This window comes from Micromonospora sp. WMMD812, from assembly GCF_027497215.1.
GTDB lineage: Bacteria > Actinomycetota > Actinomycetes > Mycobacteriales > Micromonosporaceae > Micromonospora.
Genome location: NZ_CP114904.1, coordinates 1,994,294 through 2,009,140 on the forward strand (window position 1 = coordinate 1,994,294; position 14,847 = coordinate 2,009,140).

The 14,847-nt window shown below is 73.7% G+C and carries 16 protein-coding genes; 5 read left to right on the top strand and 11 right to left on the bottom strand.

What is annotated here, in order from left to right; translation table 11 throughout:
- Positions 1–790 precede the first annotated feature (790 nt).
- The 8 genes from O7603_RS09085 to O7603_RS09120 all read right to left on the bottom strand — a co-directional run bounded on the left by O7603_RS09085 (position 791) and on the right by O7603_RS09120 (position 8,048).
- Positions 791–1,435: a response regulator transcription factor gene (locus O7603_RS09085; protein WP_281575248.1), complete on the bottom strand. Its 645-nt coding sequence runs from the start codon at positions 1,433–1,435 to the stop codon at positions 791–793.
- A complete protein-coding gene (locus O7603_RS09090; protein ID WP_281575249.1) occupies positions 1,426–2,565 on the bottom strand; it encodes a histidine kinase in 1,140 nt (379 codons plus the stop codon). Before O7603_RS09090 ends, O7603_RS09085 begins: the two co-directional genes overlap by 10 nt.
- A gap of 32 nt (positions 2,566–2,597) precedes the next feature.
- Positions 2,598–3,404 (bottom strand): DedA family protein, encoded by an 807-nt coding sequence (locus tag O7603_RS09095; RefSeq protein WP_281575250.1) that lies wholly within the window; start codon positions 3,402–3,404, stop codon positions 2,598–2,600.
- Positions 3,405–3,758: 354 nt separating this feature from the next.
- Positions 3,759–5,234 carry a protein kinase gene (locus tag O7603_RS09100; RefSeq protein ID WP_281575251.1) on the bottom strand — a complete coding sequence of 492 codons (1,476 nt, stop codon included), beginning with the start codon at positions 5,232–5,234 and terminating at the stop codon, positions 3,759–3,761.
- Positions 5,235–5,403: 169 nt separating this feature from the next.
- Entirely contained in the window at positions 5,404–5,607 is a 204-nt protein-coding gene (locus O7603_RS09105; RefSeq protein ID WP_281575252.1) for a hypothetical protein, read from the bottom strand.
- 2 nt (positions 5,608–5,609) lie between these two features.
- Positions 5,610–6,674, bottom strand: a complete 1,065-nt coding sequence (locus O7603_RS09110; RefSeq protein WP_281575253.1) for a LacI family DNA-binding transcriptional regulator — start codon at positions 6,672–6,674, stop codon at positions 5,610–5,612.
- A 118-nt stretch (positions 6,675–6,792) separates the two neighbouring features.
- Positions 6,793–7,680 (bottom strand): helix-turn-helix transcriptional regulator, encoded by an 888-nt coding sequence (locus O7603_RS09115; protein ID WP_281575254.1) that lies wholly within the window; start codon positions 7,678–7,680, stop codon positions 6,793–6,795.
- 128 nt (positions 7,681–7,808) lie between these two features.
- Positions 7,809–8,048 carry a DUF397 domain-containing protein gene (locus O7603_RS09120; RefSeq protein WP_281575255.1) on the bottom strand — a complete coding sequence of 80 codons (240 nt, stop codon included), beginning with the start codon at positions 8,046–8,048 and terminating at the stop codon, positions 7,809–7,811.
- A gap of 260 nt (positions 8,049–8,308) precedes the next feature.
- Here O7603_RS09120 and O7603_RS09125 point away from each other — a divergent pair, with 260 nt between their 5' ends.
- Entirely contained in the window at positions 8,309–8,956 is a 648-nt protein-coding gene (locus O7603_RS09125) for a GGDEF domain-containing protein (protein WP_281575256.1), read from the top strand.
- A gap of 1,145 nt (positions 8,957–10,101) precedes the next feature.
- On the opposite strand, the gene O7603_RS09130 is transcribed toward O7603_RS09125, so the two are convergent.
- Both O7603_RS09130 and O7603_RS09135 read right to left on the bottom strand, forming a co-directional pair.
- On the bottom strand, positions 10,102–10,575 hold the full coding sequence (locus O7603_RS09130; protein ID WP_281575257.1) for an SRPBCC family protein: 474 nt from the start codon (positions 10,573–10,575) through the stop codon (positions 10,102–10,104).
- Positions 10,559–10,903, bottom strand: a complete 345-nt coding sequence (locus tag O7603_RS09135) for a metalloregulator ArsR/SmtB family transcription factor (protein WP_281575258.1) — start codon at positions 10,901–10,903, stop codon at positions 10,559–10,561. The genes O7603_RS09130 and O7603_RS09135 overlap by 17 nt, the downstream gene beginning before the upstream one ends.
- 190 nt (positions 10,904–11,093) lie before the next feature.
- Between O7603_RS09135 and O7603_RS09140 the strand changes: the two genes are divergently transcribed.
- Positions 11,094–11,744, top strand: coding sequence for an NAD(P)H-dependent oxidoreductase (locus O7603_RS09140; RefSeq protein WP_281575259.1), 651 nt, complete (start codon positions 11,094–11,096; stop codon positions 11,742–11,744).
- 7 nt (positions 11,745–11,751) lie between these two features.
- Here the strand turns inward: O7603_RS09140 and O7603_RS09145 are convergent, their stop codons facing one another.
- Complete coding sequence (locus tag O7603_RS09145) at positions 11,752–12,243, bottom strand: type II toxin-antitoxin system PemK/MazF family toxin (RefSeq protein WP_281575260.1); 492 nt, start codon at positions 12,241–12,243, stop codon at positions 11,752–11,754.
- 133 nt (positions 12,244–12,376) lie between these two features.
- Here O7603_RS09145 and O7603_RS09150 point away from each other — a divergent pair, with 133 nt between their 5' ends.
- From O7603_RS09150 to O7603_RS09160, 3 genes are all read left to right on the top strand, one after another.
- Positions 12,377–12,814: an OsmC family protein gene (locus O7603_RS09150; RefSeq protein WP_281575261.1), complete on the top strand. Its 438-nt coding sequence runs from the start codon at positions 12,377–12,379 to the stop codon at positions 12,812–12,814.
- Positions 12,815–12,892: 78 nt separating this feature from the next.
- Positions 12,893–13,417 carry an NUDIX domain-containing protein gene (locus tag O7603_RS09155; protein ID WP_281575262.1) on the top strand — a complete coding sequence of 175 codons (525 nt, stop codon included), beginning with the start codon at positions 12,893–12,895 and terminating at the stop codon, positions 13,415–13,417.
- 156 nt (positions 13,418–13,573) lie between these two features.
- The gene (locus O7603_RS09160) at positions 13,574–14,821 is read left to right on the top strand and encodes a hypothetical protein (RefSeq protein ID WP_281576647.1); all 1,248 of its coding nucleotides are present in this window, start codon (positions 13,574–13,576) and stop codon (positions 14,819–14,821) included.
- Positions 14,822–14,847: the final 26 nt, after the last annotated feature.

The following is a 14,847-nucleotide window of genomic DNA, read 5'->3' on the forward strand; positions in this document are numbered from 1 at the left end:
ACTCGGGGGTGGGTCCGCACCTCGGGGGTCGGCCGGGAGCAGCACGCTCACCGCGACCAGGGGGTCGGCGCTCGGTTCGGCGGGGGTGCCGTACCGCGCCGGGTCCATATCCAACGACCGGCGGCCCGCCATCATTCCGGGGCCGGCCACCGCGCCGGGTCCATGCACAACGACCGGCGGCCCACCATCATTCCGGGGCTCTCACCGATCCGCGCGGCCCGGCCGGATCAACCGGCTGCGGGGCTGGTACCCCGGCCGTCGCCCATGTTCAACGACCCCCGGCCGCCCACCATTCCGGCCCGAGGATGCCCCCGGTCACACCCCAAACCACCCAGACACCCCGGCTCGGCGGAAACCCCAGTCGCACGAACCGGACATCAACCCCAGATCACTCAGCCGCCGACCCCGCCACACCCGGACCGCCCACGTGATCGGCTCGGGTTCCATGACGTCGCGCTGTCACCGCACCCGACACCCCGACATCCCGGAACCCGAGCCGATCAACCGCCTGATCAACACCGGATCGCCCATATGGCGGTGACCGACAGACCAGGTCACCGCCCCATCGGCCCAACGGAGTGGATCACCCGGCACGGCCCGCCCCAGCCGGGAGGACGACCAGGATCGCCTCCCCCGCGGCAAGTCACCCGATCAACACCAGACCGCCCGAATGGCGGCAACCGACAGACCGGTACACCGCCACATCGGCCCAACGGAGCGGATCACCCGGCACCGCCCGCCCCCGCCGGGAGGTCGACCAGGACCGCCTCCCCGCCAGGATGGGCCGTGCTCAGGTACCGAGGTAGCGGAGGATCGCCAGCACCCGCCGGCTGTAGCCGACCGCGTCGGACAGGTCGAGCTTGTCGAAGATGGCGTTGACGTGCTTCTCCACGGCGCTCAGCGACACGTGCAGCCGTTCGGCGATCGCCGCGTTGGTGTGGCCCTGGGCCATGTGGTGCAGGACGTCGCGTTCACGCGGGGTGAGGCGGGTGAGCGGGTCGGCGCGGTCCGAGCCGGCCACCACCTGGCGGACCACCTCGGGGTCGAGGGCGGTCGCGCCGGCGGCGACCCGGTCCAGCGCGTCGAGGAAGTCGTCGACCTGGGCCACGCGGTCCTTGAGCAGGTACCCGACCCCCTCCGGACGGTCGGCGAGCAGCCGGCTGGCGTACCGCTTCTCGACGTACTGGGACAGCACGAGGACCGCGGTGCCGGGCCAGCGACGGCGGATCTCCAGCGCGGCACGCAGGCCGTCGTCGGTGTGGGTGGGCGGCATCCGTACGTCGGTGACGACCACCTCGGGTGGCTCCCGGTCCACGGCCGCGACCAGGTCGTCGGCGGTACCGACCGCCGCGACGACCTGGTGGCCCTCCTCGGCGAGCAGCCGCACCAGTCCCTCGCGCAGCAGCGTGGAGTCCTCGGCGAGCGTTATCCGCACGGCAGCTCCGCCAGGACGGTGGTCGGCCCGCCGGCGGGGCTGTCCACCCGCAGCCGCCCGTCCAGAGCGGCGACCCGGCGGGCCAGGCCGGACAGGCCCCGCCCGGAGGGGTCGGCCCCGCCCGTGCCGTCGTCGCGCACGCGCATCCGGACCTGCCCCTCCCGTACGCCGATCTCGATCGTGACTAGGGTAGCGGCGGCGTGTTTCGCGGCGTTGGTGAGCGCCTCGCAGGCCACGAAGTAGAGCACGGTCTCGATGGACCGGGCGGGGCGTACCGGGAGGTCGCAGCGGATCCGCACCGGCACGGCGGAGCGCTGGGCCACCATGCCGAGCACCTCCCCCAGGTCGCTGTCGTCGAGCGCCGAGGGATAGACCCGCCAGGCGACCTCCCGCAGCTCCTGGACCGCGCGCTGGACGTCCTCGTGCGCCTGCGTGATCAGCGCGTACGTCCGCTCGGTGTCCCGGCTGCGCCGGGCCCGCCCGAGCAGCATGCCGAGCGCGACGAGCCGCTGCTGCAAGCCGTCGTGCAGATCCCGTTCGATCCGCTGGCGCTCGGCGTCCACGGCCGTGATCACACCGGCACGGGTGGCGGCCAACTCGCGGACCCGCTCCTCCAGCGCGGCCCGGGAGCCGGAGTCGAGCAGCCGTCGGGCCAGCCAGACGTCCAGCGCGCCGACGCTCGCGATGGCCTGGAGGTTCACCAGCAGCAGCACCGCGCCGATGACGACCTGCAGCAGGAACCCGGCCACGGTCAGGTCGCCGCGCACCGCGGCGCGCAGCAGGATCCAGGCGAGTACGAGCCCGATCGCGAGCAGCGCGATCGCGAGCGCGCCCAGCACGCCGGGCAGCGACCGGGCCGCGAGGTAGCCGACCTCCCGCCACCCGGCGGTGCGCACGGGCGGCAACGGGTCGGCCGCGCCCAGCAGCGCGGCAAGCCGACGGCGCTCCCACCGCACCAGCGCGGCGAGGTACCGCGTGATCAGCGGGCCGATCCGGCGGCGGGCCGGCGGCGCCAGCGCGGACCCGGCGACGGCGACGGCGGCGACGAGCAGGAGGACCAGTTCGACGGCGGCGGTCAGGACGCCGACCGCGACGCCGACGGTCACCCGCCCGCCCGGCAGGAGGGACATCACGCGTCCGCCGGGCAGCGCGGGGGTGTGCGTCAACGCGCCCCGCCGCGGGGCCGCTCGTCGTCCGTCCACGTGCCGCTGCGGTAGATGGTGCCGCGACCGCTCGGATCGGGAACGCCCTGCGCCGGACTCGTCGCGGCCGACAGGGCCGGTTCCTCCGGGTCCCGGGCGGCACGCCGGGCGCGCCGCACCCGGGAGACCACGAACCAGCCGACGGCCGCGACGCAGGCCACGATGACGACGTTCTGCAGCGCGCCGACGTACCCCTCGACCATGTGCCAGTTGTCGCCCAACAGGTAGCCGGCGAGCACGAAGGTGGTGTTCCAGATCAGGCTGCCCAGCGTCGTGTAGAGCGCGAACGTGGCGATCGGCATCCGTTCGACGCCGGCCGGGATGGAGATGAGGCTCCGGAAGATCGGGATCATCCGCCCGAAGAAGACCGCCTTGACGCCGTGCTTCAGGAACCACGCCTCGGTCCGGTCCACGTCGCTGAGCTTCACCAGCGGCAGCCGCGCCGCGACCGCCCGGATCCGGTCCCGGCCGAGCGCGGCGCCGATCCAGTAGAGGGCGAGGGCGCCGAGCAGCGAACCGAGGGTGGTCCAGAAGATCGCCCCGACCACGCTCATCCGGCCCTGCCCGGCCACGAAGCCGGCGAGCGGCAGGATCACCTCGCTCGGGATCGGCGGGAAGAGATTCTCCAGCGCCACCGCCAGGCCCGCGCCCGGCCCACCCAGCCGCTCGACCAGGCCGGTCACGTAGCCGACGATCCCGTCCTGGGGTGGTTCAGCGTCCGCTGCGAGGTTTCCGGTGGCGAGCAGGACGAGCGAGGTTCCCATCATGCCCCCCACGCTACGAACCGATCCTGGGAGCCGGCCATGAGGTACACCCTCCGGCCGGACCGCGGGACCGCACCCGGACAGGTGCGGAAAACCGCACCCCGTTGACGCCACGCGGCGATCCACCGCTCAGGCGGCCGCGCGGATCCGGACGAAAGAACGCCCGCGGCATCCGGGGGGATTGGTGCCGCGGGCGTCGACCATGTCCAACGACGCCGACCCGCCCGCCATTCCACCGGCCCGCGCCGCGCCTCACCCGTCGATCATGCAGGTGTGGTGCCGGTTCCCGCGCGTTTCACGCCCTTTGCGCGGCGCCACAACTGCATGATCGGCCCGGGGATGTGTGCGGGGCGCGGCTCAGTCGTCGTCGCTGTTGTCGGTGGGTATGTCGTAGTGGTCGAGCAGGGTGGTGAGCTGGTCTGCCGTGCGGGACGAGAGGCGTTGCCGCTCGACCGACTCGGCGATCCGGTCGCGCAGGTCCTCGATGCGTCGGGCCCGGTCCCTCGGCTTGTCCCGGGCGAGGTCGGCGAGGTCGTCGCGCAGCTCCTCGGCGGTCCTGCGGTCGATCTCATCCCGCAGCTGCGCCTGGGTGAGGATCGCCGCGAACTCGACGGCCAGCTGGCGGAGGCTGACCGGCGCCGGTGGGAAGGTGCTCGGCGTGGGCGCCGTGCTCGTGGGCGGCGCGGGTTCCGGGGCGTCGGAGGTCGTCGGCGCCTCCGTCGTCTGGCTCGGGCCGGCCACCGGCGCCCGGCCCGGGTTCTCGCCGTCGCCGATCAGGAGCACCGCCCCCAGGGCGACCAGGAGCGCGAGCCCGGCCGCGACGAGCACGGCGATCGGGCCGCGGGACCGGCCCGGCTGCCGGGACGGTCGCTCCGGCGTGACACCGGCCGGGCGTGGCAGGGCCGCGGCGCGGTCGATGAGGGTGGGCGGATGGGCGGGGGCGACGGCGGCGCGTCCGGACGGCAGGGTGGGCAGGATCGCGGTGGGCGGGTCGGCCGGCTGGCCGGCCCCGAACCGGGTGGCGAGCTGGGCGGCGGTGGGTCGGCGGGCTGGATCGCCGGCGAGGCTGGCGAGGGTCAGCTCGGCGAGGTGGGCGGGCAGGCCGGGGATCCGCAACGGCGGCACCGCGGTGTGCCGCTCGTGCACCTCGAGCGCGTCCTCCCAGGTCTGGACGGGCAGCGGCGCCCGCCCGGTGAGCGTGCGGTAGAGCAGCGCACCGAGGGCGTAGACGTCGCTGGCCGGGTTGGGCGGGCCGGCGGTGAGCCGTTCCGGGGCGAAGTAGGCCGGGGTGCCCATCAGTAGTTCGCTGGTCTGCCCGGTGAGCTGGTGGTGCGGGCCGGCGAGCGCGGCGATGCCGAAGTCGAGGACCTTCGCGCCGGTCTCGGTGAGCATGACGTTGCCCGGCTTGATGTCCCGGTGCACCACGCCGATCCGGTGGGCGGCGGCGAGCGCCGCGGCGACCTGACCGGCCATCCGCATGGCCTCGGGCCAGGCGAGCGGCCCGCCGGTGAGCCGGTCGGCGAGGGTGTGCCCGTCGACGAGTTCCATCACCAGGTAGGGCACGACGTCACCGCCGGGCAGGGTCGCCTCGCCGTAGTCGTACACCTGGGTGACGTGCGGGTGGGTGAGCCGGGCGGCGGCGCGGGCCTCGCGCTGGATGGTGGCTCGCAGCTGCGGGTCGAGGGCGAACTCCCCCGCCAGGGCCTTCACGGCGACGGGTCGGCCGAGCACCTCGTCGTCGGCACGCCACACCTCGGACATCCCGCCGCGGCCGATGCGCTCGCGCAGGACGTACCGGTCGTGCAGGCGGAGGGTGGGTGTGAACGGCGACATGGGCGTCCAGTGTGCCTGGCCGGCGGCGTGGGCCACCACCCGGCGTGCCGGATTGCCCACCGCCTGGTGCGCTCTGGGGCTGGATGGTCGGTTTCGGACGTGGGTCGGGCCACCGGGGCGACCGGCCGGGCGGCCGCCCGGTGCGCGCGCCGCGCACCGGGTGGCGCGGTCAGGAGCAGCGGGTCGTGGCGGGCAGCGGCCGGGGCTGGATCCGGTCGGCGAGGCGGCGCAGGGCGCCGGCGGTAGCCAGCCGGGTGGGCGCGAGCCGGGCCGGACGGGGACGGTCGACCCGGACCGGCGCGTCCGGCCGGGCCGAGTTGACGTGTCGGTTCACCGCGTCGATGGCGGAGACGAAGCCTGTGGAGTGTTCCATGGTCAACTCCTCGGTGCGGGTCCGGTGGAGGTCCGGACGACGAGTTCGGTGGGCAGGAGCACGTGACCGGCCGCGGGGTCCGCGGGCGGGTCGAGCAGCAGTTCGGCGGCGAGCCGGCCCTTCTCCTCGGCCGGCTGGCGCACGGTCGTGAGTCCGACGGCGGCGGCCTCGGCGATGTCGTCGAAACCGGTCACCGAGACCGGCGGCCCGGCGCCGGGGCCCCGCGCGGCGAGGGTGTCGAGGACGCCGAGTGCGAGGACGTCGGAGCACGCCAGCACGGCGGTCGGCGGGTCGGGCCGGTCGAGCAGGCCGGCGACCGCCGCGGCGGCCGCCCCCCGGTCGTTGCCGGCGGCGGTGAGGACGGTGAGGTCGGACCAGGACACGCCCACCTCGGCGAACGCGTCGGCGAACCCGGCGAGCCGGCCGTGGGTGGTGGGGTGGGGCACGTCGCCCACCTTGGACAGGCGCAGCGGGCCGGAGGGCACGTCGGGCAGCACGGTGTCGCCGAGCAGGGCGACCCGCCGGTGACCGAGGCTCGCCACGTGCGCGGCGATGCCCCGGGCGGCGTCCCGCTCGTCGATGCCGACGTAGCGGTGGGTGGGTTCGGCGTCGGGCCGGTGCGCGGTGGTGACGTAAGGCAGCCCTCGGTCGCGGATGGCGTCCAGGGCCCAGGTCTCGTCGCCGACGCAGTAGACGCAGAAGCCGTCCACGGCGGCGTTCTCGACCGCGCGCCGGGCGTCCCCGGGAGCCTGCGGCAGCGGTACGAGCAGCAGGCTCGTGCCGTGCCGCTCGGCCGCCGCGCTGACACCGGCGAGGAAGCGGACCGCGAAGGGGTCGGTGAAGGCGTACGACAGCTGCGAGGTGAACAGCACCCCGATCGAGCCGACGAAGCCGCGGCGCAGAGACCGGGCGGTCGGGTTGGGACCGGGGTAGCCGATCGCCTTCGCGGTGTCCAGGATCCGCTGCCGCAGCGCCGCCGAGAGCTGGTCGGGGCGGGCGTAGGCGTTCGACACCGTGCTGCGGGACACGCCGACCGCGTCGGCCACGGCCTGGAGGGTTGGCTTCACCCGTTCCCCCTCTGGATCGATTCAGAATCTGTATCGATCCAGAGGTTAGCCGAACATGTCGATGTCGGTCAACACCGAAGGCGGCGAGCCGCCCGAACGACGTCTCGCCCGGGACGCGTCAGGCGGGCTTGAGCTCGTCCCGCAGGCGCTCGAGAAGCTCCCGGGTTCGCTCCGGCGGCTCGGCCTCGACGCAGAGCCGCTCCATGGCCAGCGCGTAGAAGTCCAGGTCGTCCCGCTTGTCGAGGTAGAGCGCGCTGGTCAACTGTTCGATGTAGACGATGTCGGGCAGGTCCTGGTCACCGAAGCGGAGGATGGTGAAGGCGCCGCCGGCGGCGGCGTGCCCGCCGGCCGCGAACGGGATGATCTGGAGCCGGATGTTCGGCGACCGGGTCGCGTCGATCAGGGCGGTGAGCTGCCCCCGCATCACCTCCACACCGCCGATCGGACGGCGCAGCGCCGCCTCGTCCACCACGGCCCACAGCTGCGGTGGATCCGCCCGCCGCAGCAGTTCCTGGCGGCGCATCCGCAGGTCGACGCGCCGGGAGATCTCGGCGGGACTGGCGTGGCCGTGGCCGAGCAGGACCACCGCCCGGGCGTACTCGGGGGTCTGCAGCAGCCCGGGAACGAACTGCACCTCGTAGGTGCGGATCAGCGCGGCCGCGGCCTCCAGCCCCAGGTAGGACTGGAACCAGCTGGGCAGCACGTCGCCGTACCGGTGCCACCAGCCGGGGCTGTTCGCGTCCCGGGCGAGCTTGAGCAGCACCTCCCGCTCGTCGGCGTCGGCCACACCGTAGAGGGTGAGCAGGTCGGCGACGTCGCGTTCCTTGAACCCGACCCGGCCCAGCTCCATCCGACTGATCTTCGACTCGGAGGACCGGATCTCCCAGCCGGCGCCCTCCCGGGTCACCCCGCTGGACTCGCGCAGCCGGCGGAGCTGGGCACCGAGCAGCATGCGCAGCACGGTCGGCCCGGTCGCCGGGCCGCCCTCGGCGGGAACCATCGTCACGTGCCGACCTCCGCGTACCGCGTGCGGTCGGGCGCCCCGGCCCGGCCGACGTGTAAGCATGCCATGGACCGACAGTGAGGCGAACTCCTCCGGACCGGCGGTTCGCCGCCGGGCCGCGCGGTGACCACTCAGGCGATCAGATGGTCGAAGTCGCCGTCCCGGGCGCCGAGCACGAAGGCGGCGATCTCGTCGACCGTGTAGATCAGCGCCGGCCCGTCGGGGTGCCGGGAGTTACGCAGCGCGATGCCGGCCCCGCCGGGCAGCTCGGCCAGTTCGACACAGTTGCCACTCGGGTTGCTCCGATGGCTCTTCTGCCAGTTCAGCGGGGGTAACTGGGCGGCGGGAACACCGTTCGACGGCTGCTGCATGCGGAGCGTCCTTCTGTTCAGGAGCCGGCCGATGCCGTGGGAGGAGCGGTGGCGGCGCGGAGGGAGTGTCGACATCGGACGGTAGTGCACGTGCATCTGCTATTGCATATGCATCGGACGGCGAGCATGATAACGCACGTGTACGGTGCCGAACCGTTCACGGAGAGTTACCTGACCTGGGCCTTCACCAGGGAGAACGAGGGCCCGCCCGGCACGCCGGCAGCGGCGGGCCGCGGGCGGGACGCGCGATGGGAGGGCTCGTGCCGGATCCGGTGAGTATCGCGTCCGGCATCTGCGCCGCCGGAGCCCTGCTCTCCACCTGGCACCTGCGCCGACGCGCGCTGCGGGCCGAGGCGGAGATCGACCACCTGCAGGCCGAGCTCACCGCCGAACGGCACGCCGCCAGCCACGATCCGCTGACCGGGCTGCCCAACCGACGCGCCTTCTACCGGCTCGCGGCGACACTGCTCACCGACGCGGCCGGGCGACCACTGATCGCCGTGGTGCTCGACCTGGACGACTTCAAGCAGGTCAACGACAGGTACGGGCACGCCGCGGGCGACCAGGTGCTGATCAGCGTGGCCGAGCGCCTCGCCGCCTTCGCCGGCGACAACCTGGTAGCCCGGCTAGGCGGCGACGAGTTCGCCGGCCTGCTCACCACCCCGACCGTCGACCGCCGGTGGATCGAGCACGCGAGCGGGCGACTCTGCGAGATGCTCGCCGCGCCGATCCCGCTGGGCGGGCTCAGCGTACGGGTGACGGCCTCGGTCGGGCTCGCGCCGGTCACCGGCCCGACCCAGCTCACCGAGGCGCTGCGCCACGCGGACGCCGCCATGTACCGGGCGAAGAGTCTGAGCGCCAGCCGGCCCGCCCGCCAACTCGTCGACACCGCCCACCCGGCCGAATGACTCATCGCCACCGACGACCGCCAGCCCAGAACACGAATCTTCTCCGTCGCCCGACGCCCGGGCGCGCGGCGAAGAGGACGAGGTCGAGGAGGACCGTGCCGGCTACGGCCTGACTCGACCCCAACGCGTCGTCCGTCCCTGTTCCGGCTCGGATCCGTCGTTCATCCGGTTGTACGGATGACGAAATCCTGGCTCATCCGGCGTGGAGGAAGTGGACATAAGGGTCTCATGACCCTCCTAGCGTCGTCCGGGTGGTCGCTCGCATTCATGGTCGCGGTTCGCCCGCCGCTCCTCACGAGTCCCCTACCACCGCCTCCGCCGTGCCCGCCCCCGCCTTCGTCGACGCGTACCGGGCGACGTCATCGCCCGGTACGCCGGTGCGGCGTACTCGCGACGACCGGCGCCCTCGCGCACGTCCCGCTCGCCGCGGTCACCCTCCTGGTCGGACCGACGGCGCCGGCCGTCGGTTGGGTGGAGGACGTCAGCGCACGGCGAAAGCCTCGACCGGTGCCGTCGCCGGCCCGAACCCGCGCGACGGCGAGCCGCACCGGGCGGCCGCCCGCCTCCCCGGCCACCGCCCGGGGTCCGGGTGAGAGCCCGGACCTGACCAGACAGCCTGTGAGAAAGGAGGGTGCCGTAGGTGGGACGGGCTTCGTTCGGTCGGTGCAGCCCGTCCCACCGTCAGAATCGTCGCGGCTGCCGGGGCAACCACCCCGTGAACCGGTGCTGCAGCGTCCGCACCGGCGTGCCCCGCAACTCCTGAGACGCGGCGGCGAGGCAGGAAGCCAGGTAGACACAGAGGGAGGCCGGCTTGCCGCGGTACTCCTCGAGCAGCCGGCCGCGCTTGGTAGGGCAGGGCCACTCCACACCACAGGTGGCACAGTCCCAGCCCGGGGTCGACGGGAGATGGTCATCGGGCCCGTTCGGGTCCCGTGGCACGCCACCGAGCATCGCGCATTCCTTCCCGGTTCCAGGGCGACGACGTCGACGCCGCCGCCCGTCTGCGGACGGAAACCGGTGCTACTCCCCAGTGGCATTGCCTGAAGCGCCCGTGACGTCCCAGGTGTTACATCACCCGCCGAAGACAACGATCGGCGAGGCGTACGGCAGCGGTGCGTCGCCGTGCCGCACGCCCCGCCGGGCGCTCAGACCAGCGTCGCGAGGTGTCGTTGGAGAGCGTCGTACGACTCGGCGGCGCCCTGGGTCATGCCAGAGTCGAGCATGCCGTCGCGCTCCTGTCGGGTGTCGAAGCGGGTGGTGCCGGAGACCGTGGTCCGGCCGTCCTCCTCGGTGAAGACCAGCGTCTCCACCGCCACGTGGCCGGGCATGCCCTCGAACTCGAAGGTCTGCACGATGCGCTCCGGCACCACGACCTCCCGAAACTCGCCGCGGAAGGCGTAGGCCTCGCCGTCCTGGGCATGCTCCACGAACCGGTAGTGGCCGCCCTCCCGGAAGTCGATCTCGACGTCGAGCGGGTTGCCCCGCCCCCACCACCGCTTGAGGTGCTCGGCCTGCGTGTGCGCGGCGAAGACCAGGTCGCGCGGGGCGTCGAAGGTGCGGGTGAGGGTGATCTCGTGGTCGGACGGCAGGTCCACCACCATGTCACCGATCTGACTCATCGCTGTCTCCTCTCAGGTCGCGCAGATAGTCGTCCAACGTGTCGTAACGGTCGTCCCAGAGCCGGCGGTACTGGTCGACCCACTCGGCGAGGCCGCGCAGCGGGGCCGGCTCCAGCCGGCACCGCCGCCACTGCGCCTCCCGGGTGCGCACGATCAGCCCCGCCCGCTCCAGCACGTTGAGGTGCTTGGAGATGGCCTGGACGCTCACCGGGAACGGCGCCGCCAACTCGTTGACCGTCGCCTCGCCGGCGGCCAGCCGGGCCAGGATCGCCCGGCGGGTCGGATCCGCGAGGGCGGCGAACACGGCGCTGACCGGATCTGCTGTCATCACTCGCTCTCAACCATCTGGTTTATAAACCGATAAGTTGAATCTACCCGTCACAGGCGTCCTGTCAACCGGTTCGGCGATGTTCGTGAGGTGTCTCCCGCTGCGGGGTGGGGTAACAGCACGGGTAACCGCGCCGGCAGGGTGCGGGCCGAGCCCGCAGGGCACCACCACCGGCCGAGAGGAATCGAACGTGGCGAGCATCCGGGCGTTGATCCTGAACTGCACCCTCAAGCGCTCACCGGCGCCGTCCAGTTCCGAGGTGCTCGGCGGCGAGGTGCGCGACGCCCTGGCCGAGCAGGGGGTCGACGCCGAGCTGATCCGGATCGTCGACCACGACGTGCGGTTCGGCGTCTCCACCGACGAGGGCGACGGCGACGGGTGGCCGGCGATCCGGGCCAAGCTGCTGGCCGCGCAGATCCTCATCATCGCCACACCGATCTGGCTCGGCCAGCCGTCGGCGGTCTGCAAGATGGTGCTGGAGCGCCTCGACGCTGAACTCTCCGAGACCGACGCCGAGGGGCGCCTGCTCACCTACGGGAAGGTGGCCGGGGTCGCGGTGGTCGGCAACGAGGACGGCGCCCACCACACCATCGGGCAGGTCCAGCAGGCGCTCAACGAGGTCGGCTTCACCTGCGCCGCCGCCGGGGCCACGTACTGGGTCGGCGAGGCGCTGCACACGGTCGACTACATCGACGTGCGGCCGAAGCCCGACACCACCGGGCGGACCACCAAGGCGCTGGCGCTCAACTCGGCGCACCTGGCCCGGCTGCTGGCCGAGCAGCCGTACCCGCCGCCGGACGCGCGGTCGGCCGCGGTCGGGCCCAGCCGGGAATCGGCATGACCGGCCGTCAGCGCCAGCCGTAGCCGGCGCGCAGCGCCCGACCGATCCGATCGAAGCGGGCGCGGTCCAGCACCGCACCCTCGCGGCGGATGCTGTCCTCGCGCATCGTGAGCACTCGGTCCAGCCGGATCCAGCTAGGCCGGTTGTCCCGGTCCCAGGCGCCCGGCCCGAGCGCCAGCCAGTGCCGCTGGCCGTCCCGCTCGCTCTGGCTGGAGAGCATCAGACCGAACAGGGTGCGGCTGTGCCGGCCGACCACCAGCACCGGGCGGTCCTTGCCCTGCCGGGGATCGTCCTCGTACGGGACCCAGGTCCACACGACCTCGCCCGGATCGGCCTGCCCGTCCAGCTCCGGGGCGTACGTCAACTCCCGGCGCTGCAGCGCGCTGACCTGGCGCCGACGGGCGACCTGGGCCGGGGCGGGCCCGGACCGGCGGGGAGACGGGACGATGGCGCCGACCCGGCCGATGCGCGCCGCGACGTTCCTCAGCAGACCTGCCACGGCGGGCAGCCTATCCGTCCCCGCCGGAGTGCGCCGCGCGGCCCGGGGTGTCGACCAACGGTGACTCCGGAACCCGCCCGGGCGTGCTTGACTGGACGCCGTCGGCGCCGGCACCACCGGAAGGTGATCACGGATGACCATCGAGGTACGCACCCGGAGCCTGCCCGGGCAGCCCGCGGCGATCGGTTCGGCCGGACCGTACACGCTCGTGGTCGACCGTCCGGCGGACGCCGGCGGCGACGGGCTCGGCTTCAACGGCGGCCAGCTGCTCTACCTGGCGGTCGCCGGCTGCGTCTCCAACGACCTGTTCCGGGAGGCCGCCGCGCTCGGCATCGACCTGCAACGCGTCGAGGTGACCGTGCGCGGCGACTTCACCGGCGATCCGGCGGTGTCCACAGAGGTCACCTACGACGTGCGCGTCGAGGGCGACGCGCCGACGGACGAGCTGCGCGAACTGGTCGACCGGGTCGACGCCATCGCCGAGATCCCCAACTCGCTGCGCGGCGGCACGGCGGTCCGGCTGCGGCGGGCCGAGGTGTCCGGCATCGACCGGGCGGGTCCCGGCCTCTGAGACGCCGCACGACGGCGCGGACCCGTGGACCGGCGGATGCGGCCGACACCCCGGTGACGGCCTTCTGGAGGTGGACGAATGGTGATCCCGCCCGACCTGCCGGGAGATCTGCCGGTCATCGAGCGCAGCGCGGTGCGGCTGGTGGTGCTCGACGCCGACGAGCGGGTGCTGCTGTTCCACACCCGCGACCCGGACCACCCGCGCCTCGGTGTCTGGTGGGAGCTGCCCGGCGGCGGGATCGACCCGGGCGAGACGTACCTCGACGCGGCGGTGCGGGAGCTGCGCGAGGAGACCGGCATCGTGGCCGCACCGGCCGAGGTCGGCCCGCCCTCCTGGCGGCGCCGGGCCAGCTTCATCCACCGGCAGTTGCGGCACGTCCAGGAGGAGGTGATCGTGCCGCTGCGGCTGCCCGGGTCCGGGCCGGCAGTGGACGAGGCGCACCGGCTCGACTACGAGCGCGAGGACTACTTCGGCTTCCGGTGGTGGCCGGTGGCCGAGGTGGTGGCCAGCACGGCCCGGTTCTACCCGGGACGGCTGCCAACGCTGCTGACCGGTTTCCTCGCCGGCGAGCCGATCGACGAACCGTTCGAACTCTGGTCGTAACCCCGATCCGTCGATCATGCACTTGTCGTGGTGAACGAAAGGTGCACACCGTCAGGCACCGGGCACCACAACTGCATGATCGGCCGGAACCTGGGCCGGGACCGCGGGCGGGGCGGGGCTGACGGGGGCCGAGGGAGCGGGCACAGTGGAGCGGTGATGGATCTCACCGGGCCGGTGGCCCGATACGCGGAACGGATGCACGGCTTCGTCGGCGACGGGCACCACATCGCTTCCCCACTCGGCGCCTGGCTGCTCCTCGCCCTCGTGGCGCCCGCCGCCACCGGCGCCGCCCGCGCGGACCTGGAGGAGGCGCTCGGGACCGACGTCCGCACCGCCGCGGCGACCGCCGAGGCGCTGCTCACGGCGCCGCATCCCCTCGTGGCCTCGGCCAGTGCCCTGTGGGAGCGGGCGGCCACCGCCGACCTCGCCGGATGGCGGGCCACGCTGCCGCGGAACACCGAGACCGGGCCGCTGCCCGACCAGGCGACCCTGGACGCGTGGGCGCGGGAGCGCACCTTCGGCCTGGTCGACCGGTTCCCGCTCACCGTCGCGCCGGACACGATCCTGATCCTGGCCACCGCGCTGGCCACCCGCGTCTCGTGGGAGACACCGTTCGAGGTCGAGAGCGGTGACGCGCTCGGCCCGGACAGCGCCTGGGCGAGCCGGCTGCGCCGGGTGCTGCGTACCCCGTGGCACGGGCACGACTGCTGGATCGCCGGCACCGCGCGGGCCGGCGACGTGGCTGTGCACGCGGCCGCCGCCCGGCCCGAAGCCACCGGTGGTCGGGAGGCCGGCCTGCTGGTCGTCTCCGTCGCCGCCGCGCCGGACGTGCCCGCGGCGGACGTGCTCGCCGCCGCGCACGAGGTGGCGGTCGACGCGGCCACCGTCCCTCGCGGTGAGGGCGTCGCGCGACGCTCCCTCTACGACCTGCCGCTCGGTGAAACCCCACTGTGGAGCCTGCGGGAGGAGACGACCCGGGGGTACGGCGCCCGGGAGGAACGGCTCACCGCCGTGCTGCCCTGCTGGTCGGCGGAGAGCCAGCACGACCTGACGGCCGCCGGGTTCGGCTTCGGCGCCGCCGCACGAGCGCTCGGCGAGCTGGTGGGCGTCCCGCGGCTGCCGTACGAGGCGGCGCAGGCCGCCACGGCCCGCTACGGCCGGTACGGCTTCGAGGCCGCCGCGGTGAGCGCGTTCGGCATGGTCACCGGGCTGCCGCCGGAGAACGTGGCCCGCGTCGCCGAGCTGCGCTACGGGCACCCGTACGCGGTCGTCGCGGTGGCCACCGACACCCGCGACGGGTTGCCGGACGGGCCGTGGCACGGCCTGCCGGTCTACTCGGCGTGGGTGGCGGACCCGGCGGAGTTGCCGGAGGCGGACCTCGCCGATCCGCCGCGCACGTTCTGACGGTTGGGGGCCCCCGGCGTTACCGG